The sequence below is a fragment of the Rhodobacteraceae bacterium D3-12 genome (genome assembly GCA_025916135.1).
Lineage (GTDB): Bacteria > Pseudomonadota > Alphaproteobacteria > Rhodobacterales > Rhodobacteraceae > JAKGBX01.
Genome location: CP104793.1, coordinates 2,156,976 through 2,181,105, shown reverse-complemented (window position 1 = coordinate 2,181,105; position 24,130 = coordinate 2,156,976). Strand labels below are relative to the sequence as shown.

General features: G+C 57.1%; 23 protein-coding genes and 1 pseudogene. 13 read left to right on the top strand and 11 right to left on the bottom strand.

Annotation, left to right across the window (positions count from 1 at the left end; genetic code table 11):
* Positions 1 to 41 precede the first annotated feature (41 nt).
* The 3 genes from N4R57_10715 to N4R57_10705 all read right to left on the bottom strand — a co-directional run bounded on the left by N4R57_10715 (position 42) and on the right by N4R57_10705 (position 3,523).
* Positions 42 to 1,613 carry a hypothetical protein gene (locus N4R57_10715; protein ID UYV39423.1) on the bottom strand — a complete coding sequence of 524 codons (1,572 nt, stop codon included), beginning with the start codon at positions 1,611 to 1,613 and terminating at the stop codon, positions 42 to 44.
* Positions 1,614 to 1,859: 246 nt separating this feature from the next.
* Complete coding sequence (gene aroB / locus N4R57_10710; protein UYV39422.1) at positions 1,860 to 2,975, bottom strand: 3-dehydroquinate synthase; 1,116 nt, start codon at positions 2,973 to 2,975, stop codon at positions 1,860 to 1,862.
* Positions 2,972 to 3,523: a shikimate kinase gene (locus N4R57_10705; GenBank protein UYV39421.1), complete on the bottom strand. Its 552-nt coding sequence runs from the start codon at positions 3,521 to 3,523 to the stop codon at positions 2,972 to 2,974. The genes aroB and N4R57_10705 overlap by 4 nt, the downstream gene beginning before the upstream one ends.
* 99 nt (positions 3,524 to 3,622) lie before the next feature.
* Here N4R57_10705 and N4R57_10700 point away from each other — a divergent pair, with 99 nt between their 5' ends.
* From N4R57_10700 to N4R57_10685, 4 genes are all read left to right on the top strand, one after another.
* A complete protein-coding gene (locus N4R57_10700; protein UYV39658.1) occupies positions 3,623 to 3,808 on the top strand; it encodes a hypothetical protein in 186 nt (61 codons plus the stop codon).
* Complete coding sequence (locus tag N4R57_10695; protein UYV39420.1) at positions 3,789 to 5,330, top strand: hypothetical protein; 1,542 nt, start codon at positions 3,789 to 3,791, stop codon at positions 5,328 to 5,330. The genes N4R57_10700 and N4R57_10695 overlap by 20 nt, the downstream gene beginning before the upstream one ends.
* 2 nt (positions 5,331 to 5,332) lie before the next feature.
* Positions 5,333 to 6,277, top strand: a complete 945-nt coding sequence (locus N4R57_10690) for a site-specific tyrosine recombinase XerD (protein UYV39419.1) — start codon at positions 5,333 to 5,335, stop codon at positions 6,275 to 6,277.
* Positions 6,278 to 6,349: 72 nt separating this feature from the next.
* Positions 6,350 to 7,657 carry an HlyC/CorC family transporter gene (locus N4R57_10685; protein ID UYV39418.1) on the top strand — a complete coding sequence of 436 codons (1,308 nt, stop codon included), beginning with the start codon at positions 6,350 to 6,352 and terminating at the stop codon, positions 7,655 to 7,657.
* 21 nt (positions 7,658 to 7,678) lie between these two features.
* Here the strand turns inward: N4R57_10685 and tyrS are convergent, their stop codons facing one another.
* The gene (gene tyrS, locus N4R57_10680) at positions 7,679 to 8,932 is read right to left on the bottom strand and encodes a tyrosine--tRNA ligase (GenBank protein UYV39417.1); all 1,254 of its coding nucleotides are present in this window, start codon (positions 8,930 to 8,932) and stop codon (positions 7,679 to 7,681) included.
* A 61-nt stretch (positions 8,933 to 8,993) separates the two neighbouring features.
* On the opposite strand from tyrS, the gene N4R57_10675 reads away from it, so the two are divergent.
* The gene (locus N4R57_10675; GenBank protein ID UYV39416.1) at positions 8,994 to 10,091 is read left to right on the top strand and encodes an anhydro-N-acetylmuramic acid kinase; all 1,098 of its coding nucleotides are present in this window, start codon (positions 8,994 to 8,996) and stop codon (positions 10,089 to 10,091) included.
* Between the two features lie 36 nt (positions 10,092 to 10,127).
* On the opposite strand, the gene N4R57_10670 is transcribed toward N4R57_10675, so the two are convergent.
* Positions 10,128 to 11,078 (bottom strand): radical SAM protein, encoded by a 951-nt coding sequence (locus N4R57_10670; GenBank protein UYV39415.1) that lies wholly within the window; start codon positions 11,076 to 11,078, stop codon positions 10,128 to 10,130.
* Between the two features lie 158 nt (positions 11,079 to 11,236).
* On the opposite strand from N4R57_10670, the gene zwf reads away from it, so the two are divergent.
* Together zwf and pgl are read left to right on the top strand one after the other, a co-directional pair.
* Positions 11,237 to 12,697 carry a glucose-6-phosphate dehydrogenase gene (gene zwf, locus N4R57_10665; protein UYV39414.1) on the top strand — a complete coding sequence of 487 codons (1,461 nt, stop codon included), beginning with the start codon at positions 11,237 to 11,239 and terminating at the stop codon, positions 12,695 to 12,697.
* Positions 12,694 to 13,365 carry a 6-phosphogluconolactonase gene (pgl, locus tag N4R57_10660; GenBank protein UYV39413.1) on the top strand — a complete coding sequence of 224 codons (672 nt, stop codon included), beginning with the start codon at positions 12,694 to 12,696 and terminating at the stop codon, positions 13,363 to 13,365. The genes zwf and pgl overlap by 4 nt, the downstream gene beginning before the upstream one ends.
* A 33-nt stretch (positions 13,366 to 13,398) precedes the next feature.
* Here the strand turns inward: pgl and xth are convergent, their stop codons facing one another.
* Positions 13,399 to 14,178 (bottom strand): exodeoxyribonuclease III, encoded by a 780-nt coding sequence (gene xth, locus N4R57_10655; GenBank protein ID UYV39412.1) that lies wholly within the window; start codon positions 14,176 to 14,178, stop codon positions 13,399 to 13,401.
* 329 nt (positions 14,179 to 14,507) lie between these two features.
* Between xth and N4R57_10650 the strand changes: the two genes are divergently transcribed.
* The 4 genes from N4R57_10650 to N4R57_10635 all read left to right on the top strand — a co-directional run bounded on the left by N4R57_10650 (position 14,508) and on the right by N4R57_10635 (position 17,080).
* The gene (locus N4R57_10650) at positions 14,508 to 15,068 is read left to right on the top strand and encodes a hypothetical protein (protein UYV39411.1); all 561 of its coding nucleotides are present in this window, start codon (positions 14,508 to 14,510) and stop codon (positions 15,066 to 15,068) included.
* A gap of 59 nt (positions 15,069 to 15,127) precedes the next feature.
* Complete coding sequence (locus N4R57_10645) at positions 15,128 to 15,565, top strand: hypothetical protein (protein ID UYV39410.1); 438 nt, start codon at positions 15,128 to 15,130, stop codon at positions 15,563 to 15,565.
* Positions 15,544 to 16,077: a hypothetical protein gene (locus N4R57_10640; protein UYV39409.1), complete on the top strand. Its 534-nt coding sequence runs from the start codon at positions 15,544 to 15,546 to the stop codon at positions 16,075 to 16,077. The genes N4R57_10645 and N4R57_10640 overlap by 22 nt, the downstream gene beginning before the upstream one ends.
* Positions 16,078 to 16,198: 121 nt before the next feature.
* The gene (locus N4R57_10635) at positions 16,199 to 17,080 is read left to right on the top strand and encodes a DMT family transporter (protein ID UYV39408.1); all 882 of its coding nucleotides are present in this window, start codon (positions 16,199 to 16,201) and stop codon (positions 17,078 to 17,080) included.
* A gap of 1 nt (position 17,081) precedes the next feature.
* On the opposite strand, the gene N4R57_10630 is transcribed toward N4R57_10635, so the two are convergent.
* Positions 17,082 to 17,405 (bottom strand): iron-sulfur cluster assembly accessory protein, encoded by a 324-nt coding sequence (locus N4R57_10630; protein ID UYV39558.1) that lies wholly within the window; start codon positions 17,403 to 17,405, stop codon positions 17,082 to 17,084.
* An 87-nt stretch (positions 17,406 to 17,492) separates the two neighbouring features.
* On the opposite strand from N4R57_10630, the gene N4R57_10625 reads away from it, so the two are divergent.
* On the top strand, positions 17,493 to 18,635 hold the full coding sequence (locus N4R57_10625; GenBank protein ID UYV39407.1) for a deoxyguanosinetriphosphate triphosphohydrolase: 1,143 nt from the start codon (positions 17,493 to 17,495) through the stop codon (positions 18,633 to 18,635).
* On the opposite strand, the gene N4R57_10620 is transcribed toward N4R57_10625, so the two are convergent.
* Together N4R57_10620 and N4R57_10615 are read right to left on the bottom strand one after the other, a co-directional pair.
* A complete protein-coding gene (locus tag N4R57_10620) occupies positions 18,580 to 19,776 on the bottom strand; it encodes a GNAT family N-acetyltransferase (GenBank protein ID UYV39406.1) in 1,197 nt (398 codons plus the stop codon). The two genes, N4R57_10625 and N4R57_10620, sit on opposite strands and share 56 nt — an antisense overlap.
* Positions 19,777 to 19,811: 35 nt before the next feature.
* Positions 19,812 to 20,321 carry a single-stranded DNA-binding protein gene (locus tag N4R57_10615; protein ID UYV39405.1) on the bottom strand — a complete coding sequence of 170 codons (510 nt, stop codon included), beginning with the start codon at positions 20,319 to 20,321 and terminating at the stop codon, positions 19,812 to 19,814.
* Positions 20,322 to 20,561: 240 nt separating this feature from the next.
* Here N4R57_10615 and N4R57_10610 point away from each other — a divergent pair, with 240 nt between their 5' ends.
* The gene (locus N4R57_10610; protein ID UYV39404.1) at positions 20,562 to 21,152 is read left to right on the top strand and encodes a lytic transglycosylase domain-containing protein; all 591 of its coding nucleotides are present in this window, start codon (positions 20,562 to 20,564) and stop codon (positions 21,150 to 21,152) included.
* A gap of 106 nt (positions 21,153 to 21,258) precedes the next feature.
* On the opposite strand, the gene N4R57_10605 is transcribed toward N4R57_10610, so the two are convergent.
* Positions 21,259 to 21,801, bottom strand: coding sequence for a VOC family protein (locus tag N4R57_10605; protein ID UYV39403.1), 543 nt, complete (start codon positions 21,799 to 21,801; stop codon positions 21,259 to 21,261).
* Between the two features lie 102 nt (positions 21,802 to 21,903).
* Positions 21,904 to 23,999 (bottom strand): annotated as a pseudogene (locus tag N4R57_10600) (ABC transporter ATP-binding protein).
* Positions 24,000 to 24,130 lie beyond the last annotated feature (131 nt).

Sequence of the window (24,130 nt, the reverse complement as noted above, 5' to 3'; positions counted from 1 at the left end):
GAACGGGCAGAGCACCGGGCCGCAACAGGGCAGGGCCGCTGTCAGAGGTCCCCTTGGGCCACCATCGCCAGCGCACACAGCCCGTCGTCGGACTTGGCCGCGGCAATACGATCCTGATATGTCAGCATGGCAATGATGACCATGAAGGGCTGATCGCTGAACTCATAATCAGCCATCCGCGCGATCACGCCTGCAAGGCTGCTCTCGCTTAACCGACAGGCGGCGGGCTGCCGCCATCCGGCGATCTCCAACATCATATGGTCGGGATAGGCAAGGCGCTTGGGATCACGCCGGGCGATTTCACGCTCGATCTGCATGATCATTGCCACCGCTTTCTGGCTGATCTCGGATGGCCAAAGCGCCTCGGCGTGTTCTGAATAGGTTTCAAGCTTTTGGTTGAGCGGGTAGCTGCGCGTGTAATCGGGGGTGAACTCTGTCAGGAAATGAGTCAAAGCCAGCTTGGACGACAAGGAATAGCGATAACGATCTTCTTTGAAATAGCGCTGGAAGTCCTCCCAACTGGTGCGTTCGCTCGTCGTCTGAGGCTTGGTTTTGCCATCCGCCCCGGTCACAAACCCCATGACAAGATGCGAGCGCTTGCCCTTTTCAAAGGCTGTTTTCGCTTCGTCTGTGCGGTTTTGTTCCAACAAATACCGCGCCAGAACCTCATAGCTGCGCAACGCAATCGTGTCCCGCGCGGCAGTCAGAACAAAGGACTGTTCTCGCTCGCCCGGGTATTTTTCGCGCAAGTAAACATAGGCGGGCGCCATTTTTGTCTCGAGCTGGCCAAGGAACGCCATCGCCGCATCTTCGCCCTGACAATACAGCACCGGCGCCATGAATTCGGTCTCTGCATAAAGGCGGATCACCTGATCCTTGGGGGCCCGGCGCGAGAATTGGTCGCGCAGAAGCCCAAGAACGCGCCTGCCTTTGTCCATGTCTCCGTTCAGACAATGGGTCTGGGCGACAAGCGACATGTCGCGCCACATCACTTGTCGCCGCGTGCCGCTGAAAAAGAACGCGTCGTGATAGGCCCTAAGCAGATCAACATCGTGACGCGCCGCGTCTCTCTGCATCAGTTGAAGCGCGCCCGGGCTGGTTTTCCAAAGCGTGCGAACGCTGTCAAACCAAAGCTGGCGCGCGGCGGCGCCTTCGCCCCGGCGCAACGCCTGTCGAAAACCGGCAAGCGTATAGTCACTCATCTTGCGACCGTCCGGCGTCTTGCCCGTCGCTATGGCGTTGCGCAGTGCCTCCAAAGTAATGCCGCTTGCGTTCAGTCGCTTGCCCAAGGCCTCGCGGTAAGCCGCCTTGATCTTCGTGGATGGTGTGATTTCGTCCAGTCGAGCCTCGATCGCCTTGCGCGTCTTAGGCGAGGCCAAAGCCGCCAACTCCCCGATCTGCTCGCCAATACGCGAGATTTGCATGTCATGTTCGCGGTCGTGAAAAGCAATGATCCGGTTTTCCAGCGCAGCCGTGATCAAACACGCGCGCTCCGTCGGGGCACAGGCGATCTTCTCTGGCTGGTTTCCCTGACCCATCCAGTCCAGCCAACCGGCCTCAGCCGTGCCAGCGCAAGACAGCATCGCAACAACCCCAAAAACCAAACCGCGCATCGCACCCTCACACTCAGACCCTGACGCGGTAGATAATGTATATCCAGCGGAAGGGGCAAGCGGTGGCGGCGCTGTCGGATATGGGGACAGAGCCGGGGGGCCAGCCCCCGGACCCCCCGGGATATTTTCAGTCAGATGAAGGGGAAGGGGCGCTCTGTTAACTTTTGGCGAATGGGTGAGTCGCGCAAAAACGGCAGCCGGATGTCAGCCGGGAGTCATACACCTGAATTTGGTGAATTTGGGTCGTTAACCTTTGGCCGCGAGCGCGTCGCTGAGCACGGTTTTAACCAGTTCAAGATCCACATCTGGTGTCACAAACGCCTTGCCGATGCCGCGGGCCATGATGAAATTGATCCGCCCATCGCGCACTTTTTTGTCTTGCATCATGAGCGAGACGAGGCCATCCGCATTGGGTAAATCACCTTCTATATCAGATAGATCGGTCTTCATCTTCATGTTGTTCAGATGCGCGCGAACGCGGCTTGGGTCCTCTTGCGGGCAGAGCCCCATGCGTGCCGAAACTTCGAAGGCAAGCGCGCAGCCGATCGCCACGCCCTCGCCATGCAAAAGCCGGTCCGAGTAACCGGTCGCTGCCTCAAGAGAATGGCAAAACGTATGCCCTAGATTAAGAAGCGCCCGTTCACCGCGCTCTTCCTCGTCACGCGTGACGATACCTGCCTTCATCTCGCAAGAGCGTTTGATCGCAGAGATGCGGGCGGTGACGTCGCCATTGGCAAGGGCGGGGCCATTTGCCTCAAGCCATTGAAAAAAATCGTAATCTCCAAGGAGGCCATATTTGACCACTTCGCCGTATCCCGCCAGAAAATCGCGCTTCTTGAGCGTTCCCAGAACATCGGTATCGGCCAATACGAGGCTCGGCTGATGGAACGCTCCGATCAGGTTCTTGCCCTGAGGGGCGTTAATCCCGGTTTTACCACCCACCGAACTGTCGACCTGCGCCAAAAGCGTGGTCGGCATCTGAACAAAGCGAACGCCGCGGCGCAAAATAGCCGCGGCAAAGCCCACCAGATCGCCGACAACGCCGCCGCCAAAGGCGATGACCACGTCGTTGCGCTCGATTTGCTGGTCAAGGAGCCAATCCACAACACGGGTAAGCTGGACCCAAGATTTGCTGGCTTCGCCCGGCGGAACAGAGAGGTAAGACGCTGTAATTCCACCGCTTTTCAATCCCTTGTCCAGCGCTTCTGCATGAATGCTCGCGACCGTTTCATCGGTGATCACCGCCACACGAGGCCGCGCAAGAAGCGGCGCAATCCGCTCACCCGATTGCGCAATCAAGCCGGGGCCGATTTCGATGTCATAGGCGCGGGCGCCAAGGTCGACATGGACTTGTTCTCTCATTCTGTGGGCTCCAGAACGTCAGGGCGGTTGAGCAGTGCCTCAAGCACTTTGTCCGCCATGTCATCGATTGCGTAATGCGGTTTGGCTACCACTGACAGGTCCGCCATTGCATAAATTGGCGCGCGCTTTTGATAAAGATCTGCCAACGTCTGTTTTGGATTACCTGTGCGCAGTAAGGGTCTGGTTGTCTTATGTTTTACGCGATTCCATAGGAGGTCGAAATCAGCACTCAAACAGACTGAAACCCCCTTTTGGGAAATCATGTCGCGGTTGTCCTCAGCAAGGAACGCGCCGCCGCCGGTGGAGAGGGCCCCCTTGCTCTCGGCCCCCAAAAGACGTTGCAAAACCTGCCGTTCTTTGGCGCGAAAAAAGGCCTCGCCGTCGCGTTCAAATATCTCGGCGATGCTCATGTTGGCCGCTTCCTGAATCGCCATATCGGAATCCATGAATGGCACGTCCAAACGGGTGGCGAGGGCCTTGCCAACGGCTGTTTTGCCAGCGCCCATCATACCGACCATCACGATCGTTTTCTTCACGTTCCAGCCCATTTACACCGCGATCTTGTTGCGCCAAGGTCGGCGTTCCCCTGCCAAAATGAAACGCCAGAGCCTGAATGACGTGATCTTGCCAAAAAGGCCAGTTATAAGTTGGCAAAAGGAAAACACGAAACGGGCAGGTTGAACATGGGGCGCATCATCAAGTGGCTGTTTATACTCGCGATTCTTGCGGTAATCGCGTTGGTGGGCTATGCTTACATAGGGCCGTTTTTCGGCGCAGATTTTTCGCCGCCACAGCAGGAGATTCGGGTAACCATTGAGCTGGACGCGAGCTAACTTCCTGATCGCTGCGTTGATACTGCCGGGTTTTGTCTCGGCGCAACAGCCGCTTTCCGCCATCGAATGGCTGAACAACCCGGTGCCGGTGACCAGCCGGATTGTGCCTAAAACACCGGACAAACCCGAACCTCCCGTCACCCAAAGCGCCATCGTGCCGGATGTCACCGTGACACCGCTGCAGGAGGCCGGACGCGATGCTGTGGGCCTGCTACCGTCTTCAAGCACGGGGTTGCCTGCGTCGCTTTGGCAAGCCAGCCAAAGCGCGGATCTGGTTCGGGCGCTGGAGCGGCAGGACGTGCTTGGCCTGCCGGCGATGCAATCTTTGCTCTACACGCTGCTTCTTGCCGAAGCCGAGCCGCCGGGTGATGCGGGGCCGGGACATCGGATGCTGAAAGCGCGTGTTTCCAAGCTGGTTGACTTGGGGGCGGTCGAACCGGCCCAGGCAATGCTGGAACGTGCGTCCCCGGAAACACCGGCGCTTTTCGCGCTTTGGTTCGATCTCACCCTGTTAAGTGGCACCGAAGAATCCGCCTGTAACATTCTGAACAAAAAGCCGTTTCTTTCAAAAGACACCGCAGCCCGGATTTTCTGCGCGGCGCGCGGTGGCGATTGGAATGCGGCGGCTCTGATGCTTGACACGGCGCGTGCGCTCAAGCTGATGACGCCGGTCGAAGATCACCTTGTCAGCCTGTTCATCGATCCTGAACTGATCGAAGACGGTATCGAAATCGCGCCGCCCGCCAAAGTTTCACCGCTGGTTTTTCGCCTGTTCGAAGCCGCCGGAACGCCGCTTCCGACGGCCTCTCTTCCGCGTGCTTTCGCCATGGGGGATCTGCGTGACACTGCGGGTTGGAAGGCCGAACTGAAAGCCGCAGAGCGGCTCAGCCGGACAGGGGCATTGTCGGAAAATCGGTTGATTGCCATCTATACCGAGCGCCACCCCGCGGCGTCTGGCGGCATATGGGACCGGGTCGAGGCCATTCAAAGGTTCGACACCGCAATGCAATCGGGCGATCCGGGCGCGGTCGCCAAAACCTTGCCCGATGCCTGGGCCGCCATGCAGGCGGTGAGCCTCGAAGTGCCCTTCGCGCGCTTTTACGGCGCGGGCCTTGCGCGTTTGCCGCTTTCTGGAACCGCGCGCGAGCTTGCTTTTGCCATTGGCCTGCTTTCGCCAGAATACGAGAAATTCGCCAACCGGATGAAGCCTGCCAACGACGAAGAGCGGTTCCTCGTGGCGCTCGCGCGGGGCGAGCCGCACTTGGGCACCACATCGGACCCTCTTGCCCGTGCAATCGCGCGCGCGTTCGCTGACAACACGGTGCCAAGACCCCTCGCTCCGACGGTGTCCCAAGGCAAGCTGGGCGAAGCGATCCTACAAGCCATGTCGTTGTTTTCCAGTGGTGTGGAAGGGAATTTCACGGATATCGAGAACGCTCTCAAAGGCTTCCGCGCCATGGGACTCGAAGATACCGCGCGTCGTGCGGGCCTACAGCTGATGCTGCTCAATCAGGGCGGTTAACCATGTCGGCAAACTGGATATCCCCCTTTCTTGATGCGCAATCAGCAGAGCTTGGCGCGTCAGAAAATACGCTTCTCGCCTATGGGCGCGATCTTGTGGATTTCAGCGGTTGGTTGACCGGCAAAGCTGGTGCATTGGAAACGGCCAGACGTGAGGATATCGAAGCCTATTTGATTGATTGCGAAGCACAGGGGCTGGCCCAATCGACCCGTGCGCGCAAGTTGTCGGCGATCAAGCAACTCTATCGTTTTGCGTTCGAAGAAGCCCTGCGAGAGGACAATCCCGCCATTGAAATCAAAGGGCCGGGCCGCGCAAAAAGACTGCCTAAAACACTTAGCCACGAAGAGGTTGATGCGCTGCTTGCTGCCGCTCGCAGATATGGGCGCACCGACCAAGAACGCCTGCGCAACACCTGTTTGATGGAATTGCTCTATGCCACCGGCATGCGGGTGAGCGAGCTTGTCTCGCTTCCTGTCATGGCGGCGCGCGGCGATCCACGCATGTTGCTGGTGCATGGCAAGGGCGGCAAGGAACGCATGGTGCCGCTTTCGCCACCCGCGCGAAGCGCGCTGTCCGAATGGCTGATAGCGTGGGATGCCGCCCAAGATAACAAGCGCAAGAGCGGCAAGCCAGTGTCGCGCTTCCTGTTCCCCTCGCGCGGCAAAAGCGGGCACCTGACACGCACCGGCTTTTATCTGCTGCTCAAAGAGCTTGCCGTGACCGGCGGCATCAGCCCTGCCAAGGTGACTCCGCATACCCTGCGCCACGCGTTTGCCACCCATCTTCTGGCTGGCGGGGCCGATCTCCGCTCGATCCAGGTGATGCTTGGCCACGCTGATGTGGCGACTACCGAAATCTACACTCATGTGCTTGATGAGCGGCTCAAGGAGCTGGTGCTGGAACATCACCCATTGGCCACAACCAAGGATCAGAGCGGACGCTCCTAAGCGCAAACCCTTGATTGCGGCGCGGCGCATGCCCATAACCAGACTACCTCTGCAACGGATACCGACTTTACAATGGACTCTTCTTCTACGCTGCTTGATGGCGCGTTCTGGATCACCTCTGCTGCGATCTTCTTTCTGCTGATCCTGTCAGGCTTCTTTTCCGGTAGCGAAACGGCCCTCACGGCGGCCTCTCGCGGTAAATTGCGCAGTCAGGCCGACAAAGGTTCGCGCGGGGCTGCGCGGGCGTTGCAAGTGACCGAAGACAACGAGCGCCTGATCGGTTCGGTTCTCTTGGGTAATAACTTGGTAAACATTTTGGCCACATCATTGGCCACGGCTTTGTTCTCGCGCTTGTTTGGTGAAGGCGGCGTGGCATTGGCGACTTTGGTGATGACGTTGCTTGTTTTGATTTTCGCCGAAGTGCTGCCAAAAACCTACGCCATCACCAATTCCGAAGCGGCGGCAAGTCTGGTGTCGCGCCCGATCCAGATTGTCGTGCTAGTGTTTGCACCGATCGTCGAAGCGGTGCGTTGGTTGGTTCGCGGGATGCTGCGCATTTTTGGCGTAAAGGCCGACCCGGACAGCCACATCCTGGCTGTGCGAGAAGAGATCGCAGGCGCGCTGCAATTGGGCCATTCCGAAGGGGTGGTGGAAAAAGAAGACCGCGACCGCATTCTCGGGGCGCTCGATCTCGGTGACCGGGCAGTCGAAGAAATCATGCTCCATCGCTCCGGGATCGAGATGATCGACGCCGAAAGCGACGCCGAAGCGATCTTGGCCCAATGTCTTGAGAGCAACCACACCCGGCTGCCCGTCTACAAAGGGGATACCGATAATATTGTCGGCGTGATCCACGCAAAAGATCTGTTGCGGGCGATGCACAAGCTCATGTTTGGGCCCAACTCTTCGCCCGATGGGTTGACTGGGTTCAATATTACCGACGTGGCAATGAAGCCTTACTTCGTGCCGGAAACCACCACGCTCGACGATCAGATGCGCCAGTTTTTACGCCGCCGCACGCATTTCGCCTTGGTGGTTGATGAATACGGGGTGTTGCAGGGGTTGATCACGCTCGAAGATATTCTGGAGGAAATCGTCGGTGAAATCACTGACGAATTCGATCCCGATGCCGAACATGAGGCGCGGAAAACCGAGGATGGTCAGCTCCTTGTCGACGGAGTAATGACAATTCGCGATCTAAACCGCGCAACCGATTGGAACCTTCCCGACGAACATGCCAACACTGTGGCCGGCCTTGTGATGCACGAAGCCCAGATGATCCCCTCGGTGGGGCAGGTGTTCTCGTTTCACGGCTATCGTTTCGAAGTCACGGCCCGCCAAGGCAACCGGATCGAGGAGCTGAAAGTGCGCCCGCTCTGATCCGCTTGCCTGTTGGTGTGCTCAATTCGCCAGCTTTACCAAAGCGTGCCGCTTCTTGCCCGCTGACAGCTTGATAGGCGAGGACAGCGCCGCCGCATCCAGCATCATGCCTGCATCGCTCAGCGGCGCATCGTCGATCTTTGCCCCATTCTCGGCAATCAACCGTTTGGCTTCCTTACCGGATTTCGCCAAGCCAGAGCGCACGATCAGCTGAATGATTGAAATGCCGTCGCCGATTTCATCACTGCCAAGCGCAAGCGTCGGAAGATCATCGCCAACCCCGCCTTTTTCAAAGACCTCTCGCGCCGTCGCCTGTGCGGCGTCGGCAGCCTCTCGTCCGTGCAACAATGCGGTCACCTCATCCGCAAGGATGATTTTGGCGTCATTGATCTCAGACCCAGCAAGCGCTCCCAGCCGGTCGCACTCATCCAGCGGCAGCTCGGTATAGAGCTTGAGGAACCGCCCGACATCGGCATCGGTGGTGTTGCGCCAGAACTGCCAGAACTCATAGGGCGAGAGCATATCAGCGTTGAGCCACATCGCGCCGCCCTGGCTTTTGCCCATTTTCTTGCCATCCGAAGTTGTCAGCAGCGGCGAAGTGAGGCCGTAGATCTCATGATCCAGCACGCGGCGGGTCAGGTCGATGCCATTGACAATGTTGCCCCACTGATCAGAGCCGCCCATCTGTAGGGTGCAGCCATAGCGGCGGTTGAGCTCCAGAAAATCATAGGCCTGAAGGATCATGTAGTTGAATTCCAGGAAGGAAAGCGATTGTTCGCGGTCGAGGCGGGATTTGACCGACTCGAAGGAAAGCATCCGGTTGACCGAGAAGTGGCGACCGATATCGCGAAGGAATTCCAAGTAGTTAAGGTTATCGAGCCACTCGGCGTTGTTGAGCATCAGCGCATCTGTGGGGCCGTCACCATAAGTCAGATACTTGGCGAAGACCTGTTTCATGCCGGAGATATTGTCGTCGATCTGTGCGGGTGTCAGCAGGGGGCGCTCGTCGGCGCGAAAGGAGGGATCACCCACTTTAGTGGTGCCACCGCCCATCAGGGTGATCGGTTTGTGGCCGGTCTTTTGCAGCCAGCGGAGCATCATGATGTTGAGCAAATGACCAACGTGCAACGATTTTGCTGTCGCGTCGTAGCCGATATAGGTTGGCACCACACCATTGACCAAAGCATCGTCGAGGCCTTGATAGTCGGTGCAATCGGCGAGAAAGCCGCGCGATATCATCGTTGCCAAGAAATCCGATTTGGGGTGGTAGGTCATATGGCTTGTCCCGTATTGTTTGCGCGCCTGTATAGGCGGCGAAAGGCACAAGGAAAAGGCCATGTTGAAACCGGGCAAGGTCAGGGCACTGGGCGCGATGAGCGGCACATCACTCGACGGCGTTGATGTCGCCGAGATCGTCACCGATGGTGTTGAGATTTTTCACTTTGGCGAAAGCGGTTACCGACCGTATTCAGACACCGAACGCACGACGTTGCGTGCTGCACTTGGAAGCTGGCCCGGGGCGCCTGCCGTTGCCCCAGCGGCCAAGATTGTCGAGGACGCGCATATCGAGGCGCTCGCCCCCTTTCCCGACGCGGAACTGATTGGCTTTCACGGCCAAACACTGGCCCATGATCCACAACAGCGCGGCACCCATCAGGCGGGCGATGGCGCGCTAATTGCGGCCGCTCTGAAGAAACCCGTCGTTTGGGACTTTCGAAGCGCGGACGTCAAACTGGGCGGAGAGGGGGCACCTTTGGCGCCGTTCTTTCACTTCGCCTGCGCCAAATGGATCAAGGCCGAACGCCCTTTGGCGTTCTTGAATATGGGGGGCGTCGGTAACCTGACTTGGATCAATCCAGCAATGGCCAAGCCCGAAGACGAGGGCGCACTATTGGCCTTTGATACCGGCCCTGCGAACGCGCCGATCAATGATCTCGTGCAGGCTCGCACGGGGAAAGACTGTGATCGCGATGGTCAATTGGCCCAAAAGGGCGCGGTGGAAGAAGGCGCGCTTGAGCTGTTCCTAGACGATCCCTATTTCTTCCGCATCCCGCCAAAGTCGCTCGATCGGGATGCGTTTTCCGACATGATCGGCTTGGTCGGCGAACTTTCTGACGCCGATGCAGCCGCGACGCTGACCGGCATGTCTGCCGCTGCTGTCATGCGCGCGATGGAGCATTGCCCGACCCCGCCCGCGCGGGTCTTGGTCACCGGCGGCGGGCGAAAGAACCCGGTTATGATGCAAATGCTCGCCGCAGGTCTGGATTGCCCGGTTGTCCCGATAGAAGACGTCGGACTTGACGGGGATATGCTGGAAGCACAGGCCTTTGCCTATCTTGCCGTGCGTGTGGCTCGCGGGTTGCCAACGTCCTGCCCAAACACAACAGGCGTCCGCGCGGCCGTCGGCGGCGGTGAAATCAGCTATCCTTCGTAATCCGGCGCAGGCCCAAAAGCCCGCGAATGCCGATGTCTACGCAGAACAGGATGCACCGCCCAGCACGCAAAACTTTGAGCAATGCGGGTGGTTGAGCGCAACAGGCCGCTCGGCGTCTTCCAAGGTTTCACCCAACTCAAATTGCGCGTCATAGGCAAGCAGAGTGCAAGCCAACACCGCTGGCCGCTCGGCGCCGCGTCGTTTGACCACCATGCGCGAAGAGGCACACATCACATCATCGGGTGATTTATTGAGAATCCCCCAACATTCCGTCGTGATTTCGGGAACCTCGACCATCTCGTCCATTTCGGGAAACAACACTGTTTCACCGGGGTTGGTGGCGTCGATATCAAAACCATTGGCCTTATAGAGGGCTGCGTAGCCTGCGCGTGACTGTTCGTCGCTATCGCCCCAGGTTGTTCGCCCGGCCACGGCCATCTTCATGCCCTCATCGCGCAGCCATTTCATTCCGGTAAGCGTGATCTCAAAACTGCCGTTGCCACGTTCCGCATCATGGAGAGCTTGGCTGTAGTGATCTAAAGAAATCCGGAAAGTCATCTTTCCGGGGAACTCGCGCTGTAACGCAATCAATCCACTGCGCATGGACTTGCGCATCATCGGTCGCATGGCGTTGGTCAGCACAAGCACTTCAAACCCCCGCGTGAGGGATTCGCGTAGCATTGCGATGATGTCCGGGTTCATAAACGGCTCGCCGCCGGTAAAGCCGATCTCATGCACCGGCCATTGACGTTCACCAATCTGGTCAAGATAGGTCACAACCTCGCTTGCCTTGATATAGACAAGGGCGTCATTGCTGGGTGAGCTTTCGATATAGCAATTGGCGCAGGTGATATTGCAGAGTGTTCCGGTGTTGAACCAAAGTGTTTCCGGGTGGGTCAATGATACCGTCGCGCGCGCGCTACCATCCGCCGTGCGCTGCGGGTCGACAAATTTGTCTTGATTGACAGTCGCTGCCTGATCTTTCATCGGAGTTCGCCTATAAATTTCCTGTACCTTGCTAAACGTGAAGCAGCTTTTCGGAAAGCGAACTCTGTCCCCCTGACACCATTGTGAACGTGACCGGGCGTGTTAGAATGCTAGCTAAGAGAATGGGCTCTTAGCCCCGCAAACAGACGAGGCAATGAATGGCTTCACGTGTCATCCCGGTTGATCCGTTCGACCTTGTCATTTTCGGTGGCACGGGCGATTTGGCCCGGCGTAAAATCCTACCCGCGCTGTTTCGGCGGTTCTGTGCGGGGCAAATGTCGGGTGGGGTGCGCATTATCGGCGCGGCACGCACTGATATGGACACGCAGGACTACCGCAAGTTTGTCGCTGAGGCGGTTGCCGAGTTTGTGAACGATACGAAGTGCGAACCGGGAACAAGCGAAGAGTTCTTGGAAAATATCTTCTACGTCACGCTCGACGCGCGCGGCGATGCAGGCTGGGATACTTTGGCCAACACACTTAGCCCCGATCCCGACAGGATCAGAGCTTTCTACTTCTCAGTAGGGCCTTCTTTGTTTGGCGATTTGGCCGAGCGGCTCAAGCAAAATGGGATGGCAAGTGGCGCGACACGTATCGTGGTTGAAAAACCTTTTGGCCATGATTTGCCGTCAGCGCAGGAGCTGAACCAAACGCTTGCGCGGTATTTCGACGAAGGACAAATCTATCGGATTGATCATTACCTCGGCAAGGAAACGGTTCAAAACCTGATGGCAATTCGGTTCGGCAATATGCTTTTCGAGCCATTGTGGAACAGCCAATACGTCGATCACATTCAATTCACGGTGGCGGAAACCGTGGGCGTTGCTGGCCGCGAGGAATACTATGACCGAGCGGGGGCCATGCGTGATATGGTGCAAAACCATATGATGCAGCTTCTCTGCCTCATTGCGATGGAACCTCCGGCAAAGTTCGCCCCGGATTCGGTCCGCGACGAAAAGTTGAAAGTCATCCGCGCGCTGGATGCCGTCGTTGCCGAAGATATCGTTCGGGGCCAGTATTTGCCCGAAGATGGCAAGCCCGGCTATCTGGAACATGCGAACGACCCGAATTCGACCACAGAAAGCTTCATCGCGCTCAAAGCACATATCAGCAATTGGCGTTGGGCCGGCACACCGTTTTATCTGCGCACTGGCAAGCGACTCAAAGCGCGTACGAGCGAGATTGCGATTGTTTTCAAAGACGCGCCGCATTCAATTTTCGGGGCCGAGGCAGGGCGCCATCGCAACACGCTCACCATCGTTTTGCAGCCCAACGAAGGGATCGAGCTTGGTGTGACCATCAAGGAGCCGGGGCCGGGGGGGATGCGCCTATTGGATGTGCCGCTGGATATGTCATTTGCAGAAGCTTTGGGAGAGGATGTTGAATTTGCGCCCGATGCTTATGAGCGGCTGATTACCGATGTGATCCGCGGCAACCAGACCCTTTTCATGCGTGGCGATGAGGTCGAAGCCGCATGGGCTTGGACGGATCCAATCATCGCGGAATGGGAAGAGCGTGAAGATGTGCCGTTGCCTTATGAGTCGGGCAGCGATGGACCAACCGAAGCCCTTGCCCTGATGCATCGGGACGGACGCCGTTGGCGGGAGATACGCAAATGAACCTGATAGAATATCCTGATTCTGACATGATGGCGCTCGATCTGGCTCAATCGCTTGCCGGGGAATTGGAAAACATCCTTTTTCACGAAGAGCGGGTTACCTTTGTCGTGCCGGGCGGCACCACGCCGGGAATGGTTTTCGACAATCTTTGCGCCGCAGACCTCGATTGGACCCGCGTTGATATCATCCTGAGCGATGAGCGCTGGTTGCCAGAAGTGCATGTCCGCTCCAATGCGCGCATGGTCAAGGAACGGTTATTGACCAACCGGGCGCAATCGGCGCGCTTTCATCCTCTTTTTGCCAAAGCAAACGAACTTGAGGAGGTTCTGCCAGAGGTCGAGAGCAGTTTGATAACTTGCTTGCCGATCCAGGTGTTGTTGTTAGGTATGGGGGCCGATATGCACACAGCGTCACTCTTTCCGCGCGGAGAGGGGCTGGAAAATGCGCTGAGCAACGATGCTCCGATTCTTGTGCCCATACGGGCAGACGGGGCGCCCGAAGCGCGGGTAAGCATGTCAGCGCGCGTTCTCAACGATGCCATGAGCAAGCATTTGGTTATCACCGGAACGGCGAAGCGCAATGCCTTGGAAAAAGCGGTCATGCTTTCACCAGAAGAAGCGCCCGTCGCTGCCATCTTGGAGGATTGCAATGTGCATTGGGCCCCGTGATGAGATGTCGCAATACCGATATTTTTCCAAGCCTTAAGCCGACAACTTAACCCAGACCGGTACGTGATCAGAGGGTTTGTCCATACCGCGTGCGTCTTTATCAATCTCGCATGTAGCCAGAAGATCGGCACATTGCGGGCTGAGCAAGAAGTGATCTATGCGAATGCCGTCATTTCGGTTCCATGCGCCGGCTTGATAATCCCAAAATGAATAATGGCCGGGAGCAGTGGTCTTGGCTCGAAACGCTTCGGTGAAGCCCAGATTCAACAAGCGTCGAAACGCCGCTCGGCTTTCGGGACGGGCAAGAGCATCTTCTTGCCATGCTTCGGGGCGCGCGGCGTCTTCATCTTGCGGGATAATATTATAGTCGCCGGCCATCACCACAGGCATTTCGCCGCGCAACAAGGTTTGAGCGTGGCGTTGAAGGCGCTCCATCCAAGCAAGTTTGTAGTCGTATTTTGGTCCGGGCAACGGGTTTCCGTTCGGCAGGTAAAGACCACAGATTCGGATGGCCGTTTCACCGATAACAGTTGCTTCAATCCAACGGGCTTGTTCGTCATCCTCATCACCCGGCAGGCCGCGTGTGACGTCCTCGAGGGGTAGCTTGGACAAGATCGCGACGCCGTTGAACGACTTTTGACCGTGAGTTTCAACGTGATAGCCCAGATCTTCGAAATGGGGCCGCGGAAACGCTTCGTCGACCGATTTGATTTCCTGCAACAGCGCCACATCAGGTTGGGCATCCTCAAGCCAGCGGGTCAGGGTTTCGATCCGGGCTTTTATGCCGTTGATATTGAAAGTGGCGATCTTCATGGGGCTCTCCGTTTCAGGAGTTTTAACACGGACCGTTTGTGCTCGGACAGGGCCAATTGATCGTTCTGACTGCGTAGAATTTGAGGGGTCGATTCGGCTCTGAAATATTTCAACAGTTGCAAAATTCGGCCTGATTGTTTCCAGTTAGTGAATAATAATCGCTGATTCAGCAAAATTATTACGAAAAATATAGTTCGTAAAAACAATTCCTTGCTGGATGCACAGTGCGATTCTCCAGTGGTTAGCAAGCTAGGGTTGATTATTTTTAATTTTCAAAACACCCCTGACGTGCAGACTGAAGTGGCAACACACCACTAGGGAGACTACAAATGACTGCACTACGGAAACTGACAACCACACCCACCGCAACCGACGGTACGGGCGGCGTAACAAGAGAAGCCAATCTGCATTCGGGTGATGGTGTTTCGATGTTTTCTTCCGGTGCCGCGCCGAGCGTGCACACGGCCATGCTGCTTGGCGATGGGATGGAGATGTTCAGCTCAGGTGCCGCGCCTGAAATGAGCAGCGCAGCGTTTGAGGGCAGTTTCACGGAGCTTTATTCTTCGGGTGCCGGTCCGGTCACCGCACAAACCGCAGTCGCCGGAGACGGCGTGGAAATGTTCAGCTCGGGCGCTGCGCCGACAATCACTTCTATGCTTGGTGCAGGGGAGGCAGTTGAAGCCTTTTCCTCTGGTGCTGCCCCTTGCCTCGATAGCCGTGTTGACGCGGGCGATGCGGTTGAGATGTTCAGTTCTGGTGCAGCGCCGGTGATGACGTCATCGGGTGTAACTGGAGATGCTGTCGAAGCGTTCTCTTCGGGCGCGTCTCCAAAAGCTGAAAGCGACGCAAGCGCGGGCGATGGCACTCATATGTTCAGCTCGGGCGCTTAATCCGCAACTCCGCTGAGGCGGGGCAAATCAGACCTTCATCTGTAAAAAGGAATATCCAAATGTCGAATGTAGTGCACCTGAATGTCCCGTCTCCAAAACAACGCGAGGCCGATCGTCTGGCCTCGCTTTTAACGACTTTTGCTGAACAGCGTCGGATTGGGGATGATGTTTTCTGGCTCAAGGAAAACGCAGAACTGCTGAACATTTTGGAGTGCACGGGTACGACGCTAGACCATAGCGCGCTTGACGCACATGCGGGGTTCTATGCGCAAGTCGAGAAGAGGCTTGGTTTTTTTCCGCAGTACTATCGCTTTTTGTTGTCAATCTGTCTGGATCTCGAAGATCTGGGCATGCCGGGAACCAAGGGCGAGGCGTTGGTGAACTGGCTGCAAAAGCAAGGTGTGGTCGAGGCTGAGATGTCGGACCTGCAGCGTGGCGAAGCGCGACGGCTCATGCTGCGAAGGGGGGCGACCCTTTGTCCGGGGATGCGGGATTAAAGGACCGTTTGCGGAAATTCGTAAACCGTTCCGCCACCTTTGCAATGCCAAACAAAAAGGCGGCATATGAGCTTACTCACACGATATTCTATTTGAGCGAATATGGTCGCAAGTGTCCGAACCTTGGGGATAACGCCCGGCAAAGCCTAGATTTTGCGGGCACTCTCGCATTTCTCGAACAGAATGCCGATCTGCTCGCCGAAGTCTGCGTGGCTATGCAATATGCTGGAATCGAACCGCCAAAGGTGTGGCAAAACTGGCTTGCGCACCATCTGCGCAATTTCGAGTGCATCATTGGCGAACATGCTACACCGCAGGATGACTACCACGAGTATTTGGTCTGTAACTGGTTCTTGGCCAACGCCACAGGCCGCATTTTTGAGAGTGATCTTCAGCCCGGCCGAATGGCATTCTTTCGCCCAAAAACGGCAACAGGGCCCTCAGGGAAATGTCAGAGTGCTTGTTCAGGATGGGTGAGCAGCGCTTGGATGATTGGAGCAAGATGCGTTTGATGGTCAATGGAGGGCTGTCAGAAGACGCATCCGAAATCCTGACTTTGGCGGAAAAATCCAGTGATTGCTTCGAAACATTTTTTGCCGGGTTTGCGCGAGTTGGACTTCAAGGAGTGGTCCTGTGACTGCGGTTTGGAAAGGCGAGGCCGGGCTCATCCTACTTTATACCGGCCTTATTTCTCTGGCCGATGCCATAACCAAAGACCTTTCGGGGCGGTATGCGGCGCCGCAAATGTATGTGATCGCAGGCATCGTCGTTGTGGCGCTTTGCTTAGGTGGCGCGCGTTTGGGCAAAACCCGTCAGACGCTGCACACAAACTGCCCGCGCGCGATGGCGCTTCGGTCATTGTTCACCGTGTTGGCCACCCTGTGCTTCTTTCTCGCCTTTCGCTATTTGCCTTTTGCGCAGGTGTTTTTGTTCATCGGAATGATGCCCTTGTTTGCGGCATTGCTCGCCGGGCCGGTGTTGGGAGATACCGTATCGCCCGCGTCGTGGGGAGCGTTAGCGGCCGGCTTTCTAGGGGTCGTTTGCCTTTTTCCGCAGGGCTTTGACGACATTGGCGTTGGTCATTTGGCTGCCTTTGCCGCGGCGTTTCTCGGGACAGTTTCAATCGTGCTGGCGCGGTTTATAGGCCGATTTGACGCGCAGGGAATTGCGCAGGTTTTCTATCCTAACCTCGCTTTGCTCGTCGTGATGGCTGTTGTGCTGCCATATGTTTGGAAACCGATGAGTTTGGGGGATGCTGCGTGGGCGGTCGGTTATGGCGTGCTGTTGTTTGTCGCACGCTCGCTTTTGGTGGTCGCGCTGCGAAGCCTTGCGGCGCATGCGGTGACATCTTTGATGAAACTGCAGTTCGTCTGGATGGTTGTTATCGGCGCATCAGTATTTGGTGAGTGGCCGACGCTAAATACCTATGTAGGTGTAACGATCGTGGTCTTCTCGGGGCTGTTTCTTGTTTATGACGATCAGGTCCGGCGCGGTGATGCGCCAGTAAGGGCCTGATTTACATTGAAAAAGACGTGCCGCATCCGCAAGAGCTTGTGGCATTCGGGTTGTCGATGACAAACCTTGCGCCAATCAATTCTTCGGTAAAGTCGATTGTTGCCCCGGATAGAAATGGCAATGAAACCTCGTCAACGATCACCTTTTCGCCGTTGCCTTCGAGGACAAGATCATCGGTCTTGGGGGCATCAAGCGTAATCTCGTATTGAAAACCTGAGCAACCGCCGCCTTCGACGGCAACTCGAAGAGCTTGACCTTCCTTGCTGGCACCGATTTCGCAAAGGCGTTCAAAGGCACGGTCGGTTACTTTTGGGGGTAGTTGCATTTCACCTCTCCGGGGCGGTTTTCCTGTCGTCGCTAATGCAATATAGGTGTGAGCGACAGAGCGGGCAAGCACAGGCAGGCCAAACGAATGAACAGCCCAGCGATTTATGCAACAAACCCGCGCGAAAGCCGGGGCAGGTTATACCCGGAAGCAGAGAGCGCCTTTCGGTCTTGCTTCCAACGGGATCGGGACAGGATCATCCATGCATCGGCGTTCCGCCGATTAAAGCATAAAACTCAGGTGTTTATCGAACATGAGGGTGATTATTTTCGCACCCGGCTGACCCATTCAATCGAAGTGGCACAGGTGGCACGCACCATAGCGCGGGCGCTTTCGCTTGATGTCGAATTGACTGAAGCGGTCGCGCTTGCTCATGATCTGGGGCACACGCCCTTTGGGCATACGGGCGAGGACGCGTTGAACGCGCTGATGGGGCCCTACGGAGGGTTTGATCACAACGCCCAAGCGGTCCGGATCGTGACCGCTTTGGAGCGGCACTATGCTGAATGGGACGGGCTGAACCTCACGTGGGAAACCCTTGAAGGGATTGCAAAACACAACGGGCCGGTCACTGGCGAGGTGCCCTATGCGTTGGCCGAATACAATCTGCGTCATGATCTTGAGTTGCCGACCCATGCCGGTGCGGAGGCACAGGTTGCGGCACTGTCGGATGACATCGCCTATAACAATCATGACCTGCATGATGGCTTGAGGGCCGGGTTGTTCGAGGTTGAGGAAATCTCCAAACTGCCCATTCTGGACGCTTGCTTTGATCGCGTGGACGCGGCTTATCCCGGGCTTGATGCCAACCGGAGGCGCCATGAAGCCTTGCGGCGTTTCTTCGGGGTTCTTGTTGAAGATGTTATTGAAATCAGCAGGTTGAACTTGGAAGCTCATGCGCCGAAATCGGTGGTCGACATTCGTTTGGCTGGCCGGATGATGGTTCAGTTTTCGCCAGCGCTCTGGGGTGATCTGAAAACGATCCGCGCATTTTTGTTCGAGCGGATGTATCGCGCCCCAAGCGTTGTCAAAATGCGGGAAATGGTGACCGGCGTCGTTCAGGATCTGTTTCCGCTCTATCTTGAGAAACCTGAGTTGTTGCCAGACCTTTGGCGTGCAGATGTTGAGCGCGCTCAGGATGATCAGGCGTTGGCACGCATCGTGGCGGATTACATCAGTGGCATGACAGATCGCTTTGCATTGCAGCAGCATGAGCGGCTTTGCGGTTGAAGGTGGCATTCAGCCATCCGAGCGGTGCGATTGAGCGGGCGTAAAGAACGGTTGCGCCACGTTGCACGGGGCGCGCGCCGGTTCCGAGCTTGAAGCGCGCGTGGCCGGGGGGGTGTTCTGTTTCGACGGGGCCCAGATCTAGGCGGGTGACGCCACCCTTAGCCAGCCAATCGGTGGCCTGCCAAAGAAGGAGCGCGTGGACTGAGTGCGCGCGTCCTTGATCTGTGGTTGTGGCGATGTGGTACGTGGCGGCCTTGTCGTGAATGAGAAAAATAATTCCTGCCAATGGTTTGCCATGAATGCTTGCGACAAAAACCCGAACGCTATCAGGTGCAATTTGTGCGGCGATGAGCAAAAAATTGAGCGGTAGCGCGCGATAGGATCGGGCGCGGCGTTGGGTTTGTTCAGCGGTGAGAAGCCAGTTGTGAGCATGCGGTGAAAAGCGTGAGTGGGTGATTGTGATGTCTGAATTTTCAGATTTCTTCAGCCGATTACGCCATTTTCCATGCAGGTTTTTTCGGCGAATCTCGCTTGATTGGGTCAAATCGAGCTCGGCATGGAAACCGGCGCTTAAAACGGGGAGATGAAAATTTTTTTCAAATATATTTTCATCCATCGCCGAGACGCTGTTGCACAGTAAAACGCGCACGCCGTGGTTGCGGGTAAGCGCAGGGAGAGCGCGCAGGGCATCTGCGCGGGCAGCTTGCGAGCTTGTGTCCGCCCATTGAACGCCGCCGGGGATCAGGCCGATTTTGCCAAACGGGCCAGCAGAGCGCAGGATCAAACGGGCGAGGCCAATTGAGCCGAGTGTAAGCGTGCGCACATCACGGCCCATGCTCTGTAACACATCTGCATAGAGCCGCGATTGTGACAGGCTTGGTGGGGGCAGGCGTGGTGGGGGCAGGGTGGGGACTGGGGGCGGTGCATCATCACTGGTCATGCTGCTATTAACGCAAGGATAACCTAAATCATGGTTAATCAGACAAATGAAACACGTCCGCAAAGAAAAGGTTTTTGGCCAGTATTTGCCCGCACCGCGCCCGACGCTGTGGGTTCCGTTTCTTGTGGCATCCGCACTGTCCGCGCCAGTGGCGGCAATCAGCGTGCTGATCTGGGCGCTGCAATGAAAAAGGCCGCCCAAGCGAGGCGGCCTTTGTATTTTCGGTCTGGCGTGGCTTAGAACGGGATTTCGTCGTCATAGTCTTTGGCCGGAGCGCCGCCGCCGCCACCGCCCTGATTGCCGCTAGAGGGACCGCTGTCGTAGCCGCCACCATAGTCGCCACCCGAAGAGCCGCCACCATAGCCGCCGCCACCACCACCGCCGCCGCCTTCGCCGCGGCCGTCAAGCATGGTCAGTGTGCCGTTGAAGCCTTGCAGAACGACTTCGGTCGAATAACGGTCGGCCCCGGATTGGTCCTGCCATTTGCGGGTCTGAAGCTGGCCTTCGAGGTAAACCTTGGAGCCTTTGCGCAGGTATTGCTCGGCAATGCGCACAAGCCCCTCGTTGAAAATGGCGACCGAGTGCCATTCCGTGCGCTCGCGACGCTCGCCTGTGTTTTTGTCTTTCCAGTTCTCAGAGGTGGCGATGCGCAAGTTGCAGACTTTGCCCCCGTTCTGGAAATTGCGCACTTCGGGGTCGCGGCCCAGATTGCCAATCAAAATTACCTTGTTTACCGAGCCGGCCATTGCGTTCCCCTTCTTCAAGAATCCCAGGAATTGATCGTCCCGGTTACATCATCCCAAAAGTGTGAAGGAAAGCCTAAAGTTTGACAATAATTGCTTTGGCCGTTGGTTTGGAGCTTGCCCAGCAGGTTTGCTCGGTAAGGCGGGAAGGCGCCGTTTCGCTTTGCCGTTCCTCGACGGTCTGGAAATTGTCGCCAGAATCTGTATAAGTCCGGCATCGCGTTCTTGGGGGCAATGAAACGTATGAGCAGAGTTATTGGTTTTGCGGCCATTTTGGCCATTCTTGCTCCGCTTGGAGCGGAGGCGGATGTTTTTGGCAACAAGGCCCGCAGCAAAGCGTTTAGAACACAGACCAAGCTGCTCGATACACGGGCCCGGAGCCAGTATAACGCGTCGATCCGGCTTAAGCCGGCGGCGGTGAATACACCAACGAAATGGGGAACAAGTTCAAAGACTTACCGCGGGCGGTATAGCGGGCCGTATTTGACGATGGCCAAAGCCGCGGCGGCGCGTCACGGGGTGCCAGAGAATTTGTTCCTTAGGTTGGTTCAGCAAGAGTCGGGTTGGAAGGCAACAGCGAAATCGCACAAAGGGGCGATTGGCTTGGCGCAGCTTATGCCCGCAACGGCGCGCTCGCTGGGCGTGAACCCACATGACCCGTATCAAAACCTTGATGGCGGGGCGCGCTATCTCAAGACGCAGTATCGCAAGTTCAAGTCATGGCGGCTTGCGCTGGCGGCCTATAATGCGGGGCCGCATGCGGTTGAGAAATACGGCGGCGTGCCGCCCTATAAAGAAACACGCAATTACGTAAAGATCATCTGGGGAAGCTGACCCTGGCGAGCGGACGTGCCCCGGGTTTGATCCGGGGCCTGTTGCTTTGATGACGATCCGTCCTCTGGGGGCGAGGTCCGGCTTGGGCGCCGGGACGGCGGGTGTTTTAGACGTCAGAGAGCTCTTTGGCATGCAGCCAGTCAGCGTGCTTAGGCGCGCGCTTGGTTTTGGACCACTCTTCCAACATCTCCCATTTCACGCTGTCGAGGCGTTGCAGGAGGGCGTCTTCTTTGGGATCGGGGCAGGCCAGTTCGACCCGGTGACCGTTGGGGTCAAAGAAATAGATCGAGTGGAAGATCGAGTGGTCAGTAACGCCCAGAACCTCAACCCCGTTTGCTTCGAGATGCTCTTTGAATTCAATGAGTTCGGCGCGGTCTTTGACCTTGAAAGCGATGTGTTGAACCCAGATCGGCGTGTTTGGGTCACGGCCCATTTCCGGCTTGGTTGGCAGTTCGAAGAACGCCAACACGTTGCCGTTTCCGGCGTCCATGAAGACATGCATGTAAGGGTCGGGTTCATGGGTTGAGGGCACGTGGTCTTCGGCGATGGCGAGCACGAAGTCCATGTTCAGCATCTTGTTATACCATTCAACCGTTTGCTTGGCGTCTTTGCAGCGATAGGCGACGTGGTGGATTTGGTCGATTTTCATGGCGGCAGGTTCCTTGTTTTGTGGTTGGTTACATGCGTAATTGTTGCGTTTGTAACCATCAACAAGAAAAATATGCTGGGCCGTTGTACCCCTGTTTTTCCCTTATTCTGCGGCGGTATCGGCCAGTTTGATGACCGGCTCCATGGCGGACAATGCCTCGTCAGAGAGGTGGCATTTGACCTGATGGGTCGCGGAAAGCTGCCGCACCGGGGGGACCTCGGTGTCGCAGAGGTTGCCGGGGACCTGGGATTTCCAGTTGCAGCGCGTCTGAAAGGGGCAACCGGGGGGCGGATCCATGGCCGAGGGGATGTCGCCCTCTAAAACAATATGTTTTTTCTTCACCTTCGTGTCAGCGATTGGAACGGCGGAGAGCAGCGCCTCGGTATAGGGGTGGTAGGGCGGGGCGAAGACGTCGTCTGTGCTGCCCAGTTCCACCACATGGCCGAGATACATCACCATCACCCGGTCAGAGAGGTAGCGCACGATCGAGAGATCATGCGAGATGAACAGGAGGGTAGTCTTCTCTTCGCGTTGAATTTCCATCAACAGATCGGTCACCGCGGCCTGAACCGAGACGTCGAGCGCGCTGACGGGTTCATCCGCCACAACGATGCGGGCGCCGCCGGCAAAGGCGCGGGCGATGCCGACGCGTTGCTTTTGACCGCCCGAAAGCTGGCGCGGCATCCGTTCGGCAAAGGCGCGGGGCAGTTTGACCAGATCGAGCAGTTTCAGCATCCGCTCACGGCGGTCTGCGTCATCGCTGCCGACCTTGAAAATCTCAAGCGCACGAATGATTTGGCGCCCGACCGTCATCGAAGGGTTGAGCGTGTCGAAGGGGTTCTGGAACACCATCTGGATGTCGGCCACGGTCTGGGTGTCGCGGTCGTCGATGGCGATGGCTTCGATGTTGTTGCCGTCGAGCTGAATCTCGCCGTCGGTGGCGGTTTCGAGGCCCATCAGCACCTTGGCGAAAGTGGATTTGCCGCAGCCGGATTCCCCAACAATGGCAAGGGTTTCGCTTTCGCGGGCTTCGAAGCTGAGGGTTTCATTGGCTTTGACCACGCGCTTTTCACCGCCGCCAAATAGGGCGTTGGCGGCGACCTCATAGTATTTCTTGAGGTTGTCCATTTTGAGGACGACCTTGCCCGGTTCGGATTTTTCCTTGGTTTCAGCGAGGGTTAGCGGGGCGTTCCAGTCGATCTCGCGGAATTTGAGACAGCGGCTTTCATGGGCGCCGCCGCCGTCTACGTCAAACATCGGGATGAAGTCCTGATCGCAGCGACCCGGTTCGAAATAGTCGCAGCGCGGGCCGAAATTACAGCCCTTGGGGCGCTCGTGGGGCAGGGGGAAGTTGCCCGGAATCGCCACCAGCGGGCGCGCGTTTTTGTCGGCGCCGGGCAGGGGGATGGAGCGGAAAAGCGCTTGGGTATAAGGGTGTTGCATGTTGTTGAACACGGTTTCGATGTCGCCGCGTTCGACCGCTTCGCCGGAATACATGACACAGATCCGGTCGCAGGTTTCCAGCACCAGACCGAGGTTGTGGGAGATGAACAGCATCGAGGTGCCGTATTTCTTGCCCAGATCCTTGACCAGCTCGACAACCGCGGCCTCGACCGTAACGTCGAGCGCCGTGGTGGGTTCATCGAGGATCAGCAAGGAAGGCTTTGACATCAAGGCCATAGCGATCACGATGCGCTGTTGTTGACCGCCAGAAAGCTGGTGCGGGAAGGAGCGCAACATGCGTTCGGGATCGGGGAGTTTGACGTCGGTGACGACTTCGAGAGCGCGTTGATAGGCCTCGTGTTCGCTGACGCCTTCGTGGATCATCGGCACTTCCATGAGCTGTTTTCCGATCCGCATGGCGGGGTTCAGGGAGGCCATAGGCTCTTGATAAATCATGGCAATTTCGTTGCCACGGATGTCGCGCAGCTCGTCTGCGCTCATCTGGTCCATGTTGCGGCCTTTGAACTTGATCGAGCCGCCGACGATGCGGCCGTTCTTGCCCAAGTCTTTCATCACGCCGAGCGCGACAGTGGATTTTCCGCAACCGGATTCTCCAACCAAACCAACGGCTTCGCCGGGGAAACCTTGACCGAGAAGTCCATTACGGCGGGGATTTCGCGCAAGCGGGTGAAGAAGGAAATCGAGAGCTTGTCGATTTCGAGGATGGGGCCGTCTTGGCTGTCGATCTTGGACATTAATGGTCTCCTTTCACGCCCGAATCGGGGGGTGACATCCGGCTGACATCCGGCTGACTCCCGGCTGCCGTGTGACAGCGGGTTTGCCGGGGTTGGCGTTCGTGAAGGTAAAGCGCGCTGAGGTCATCATA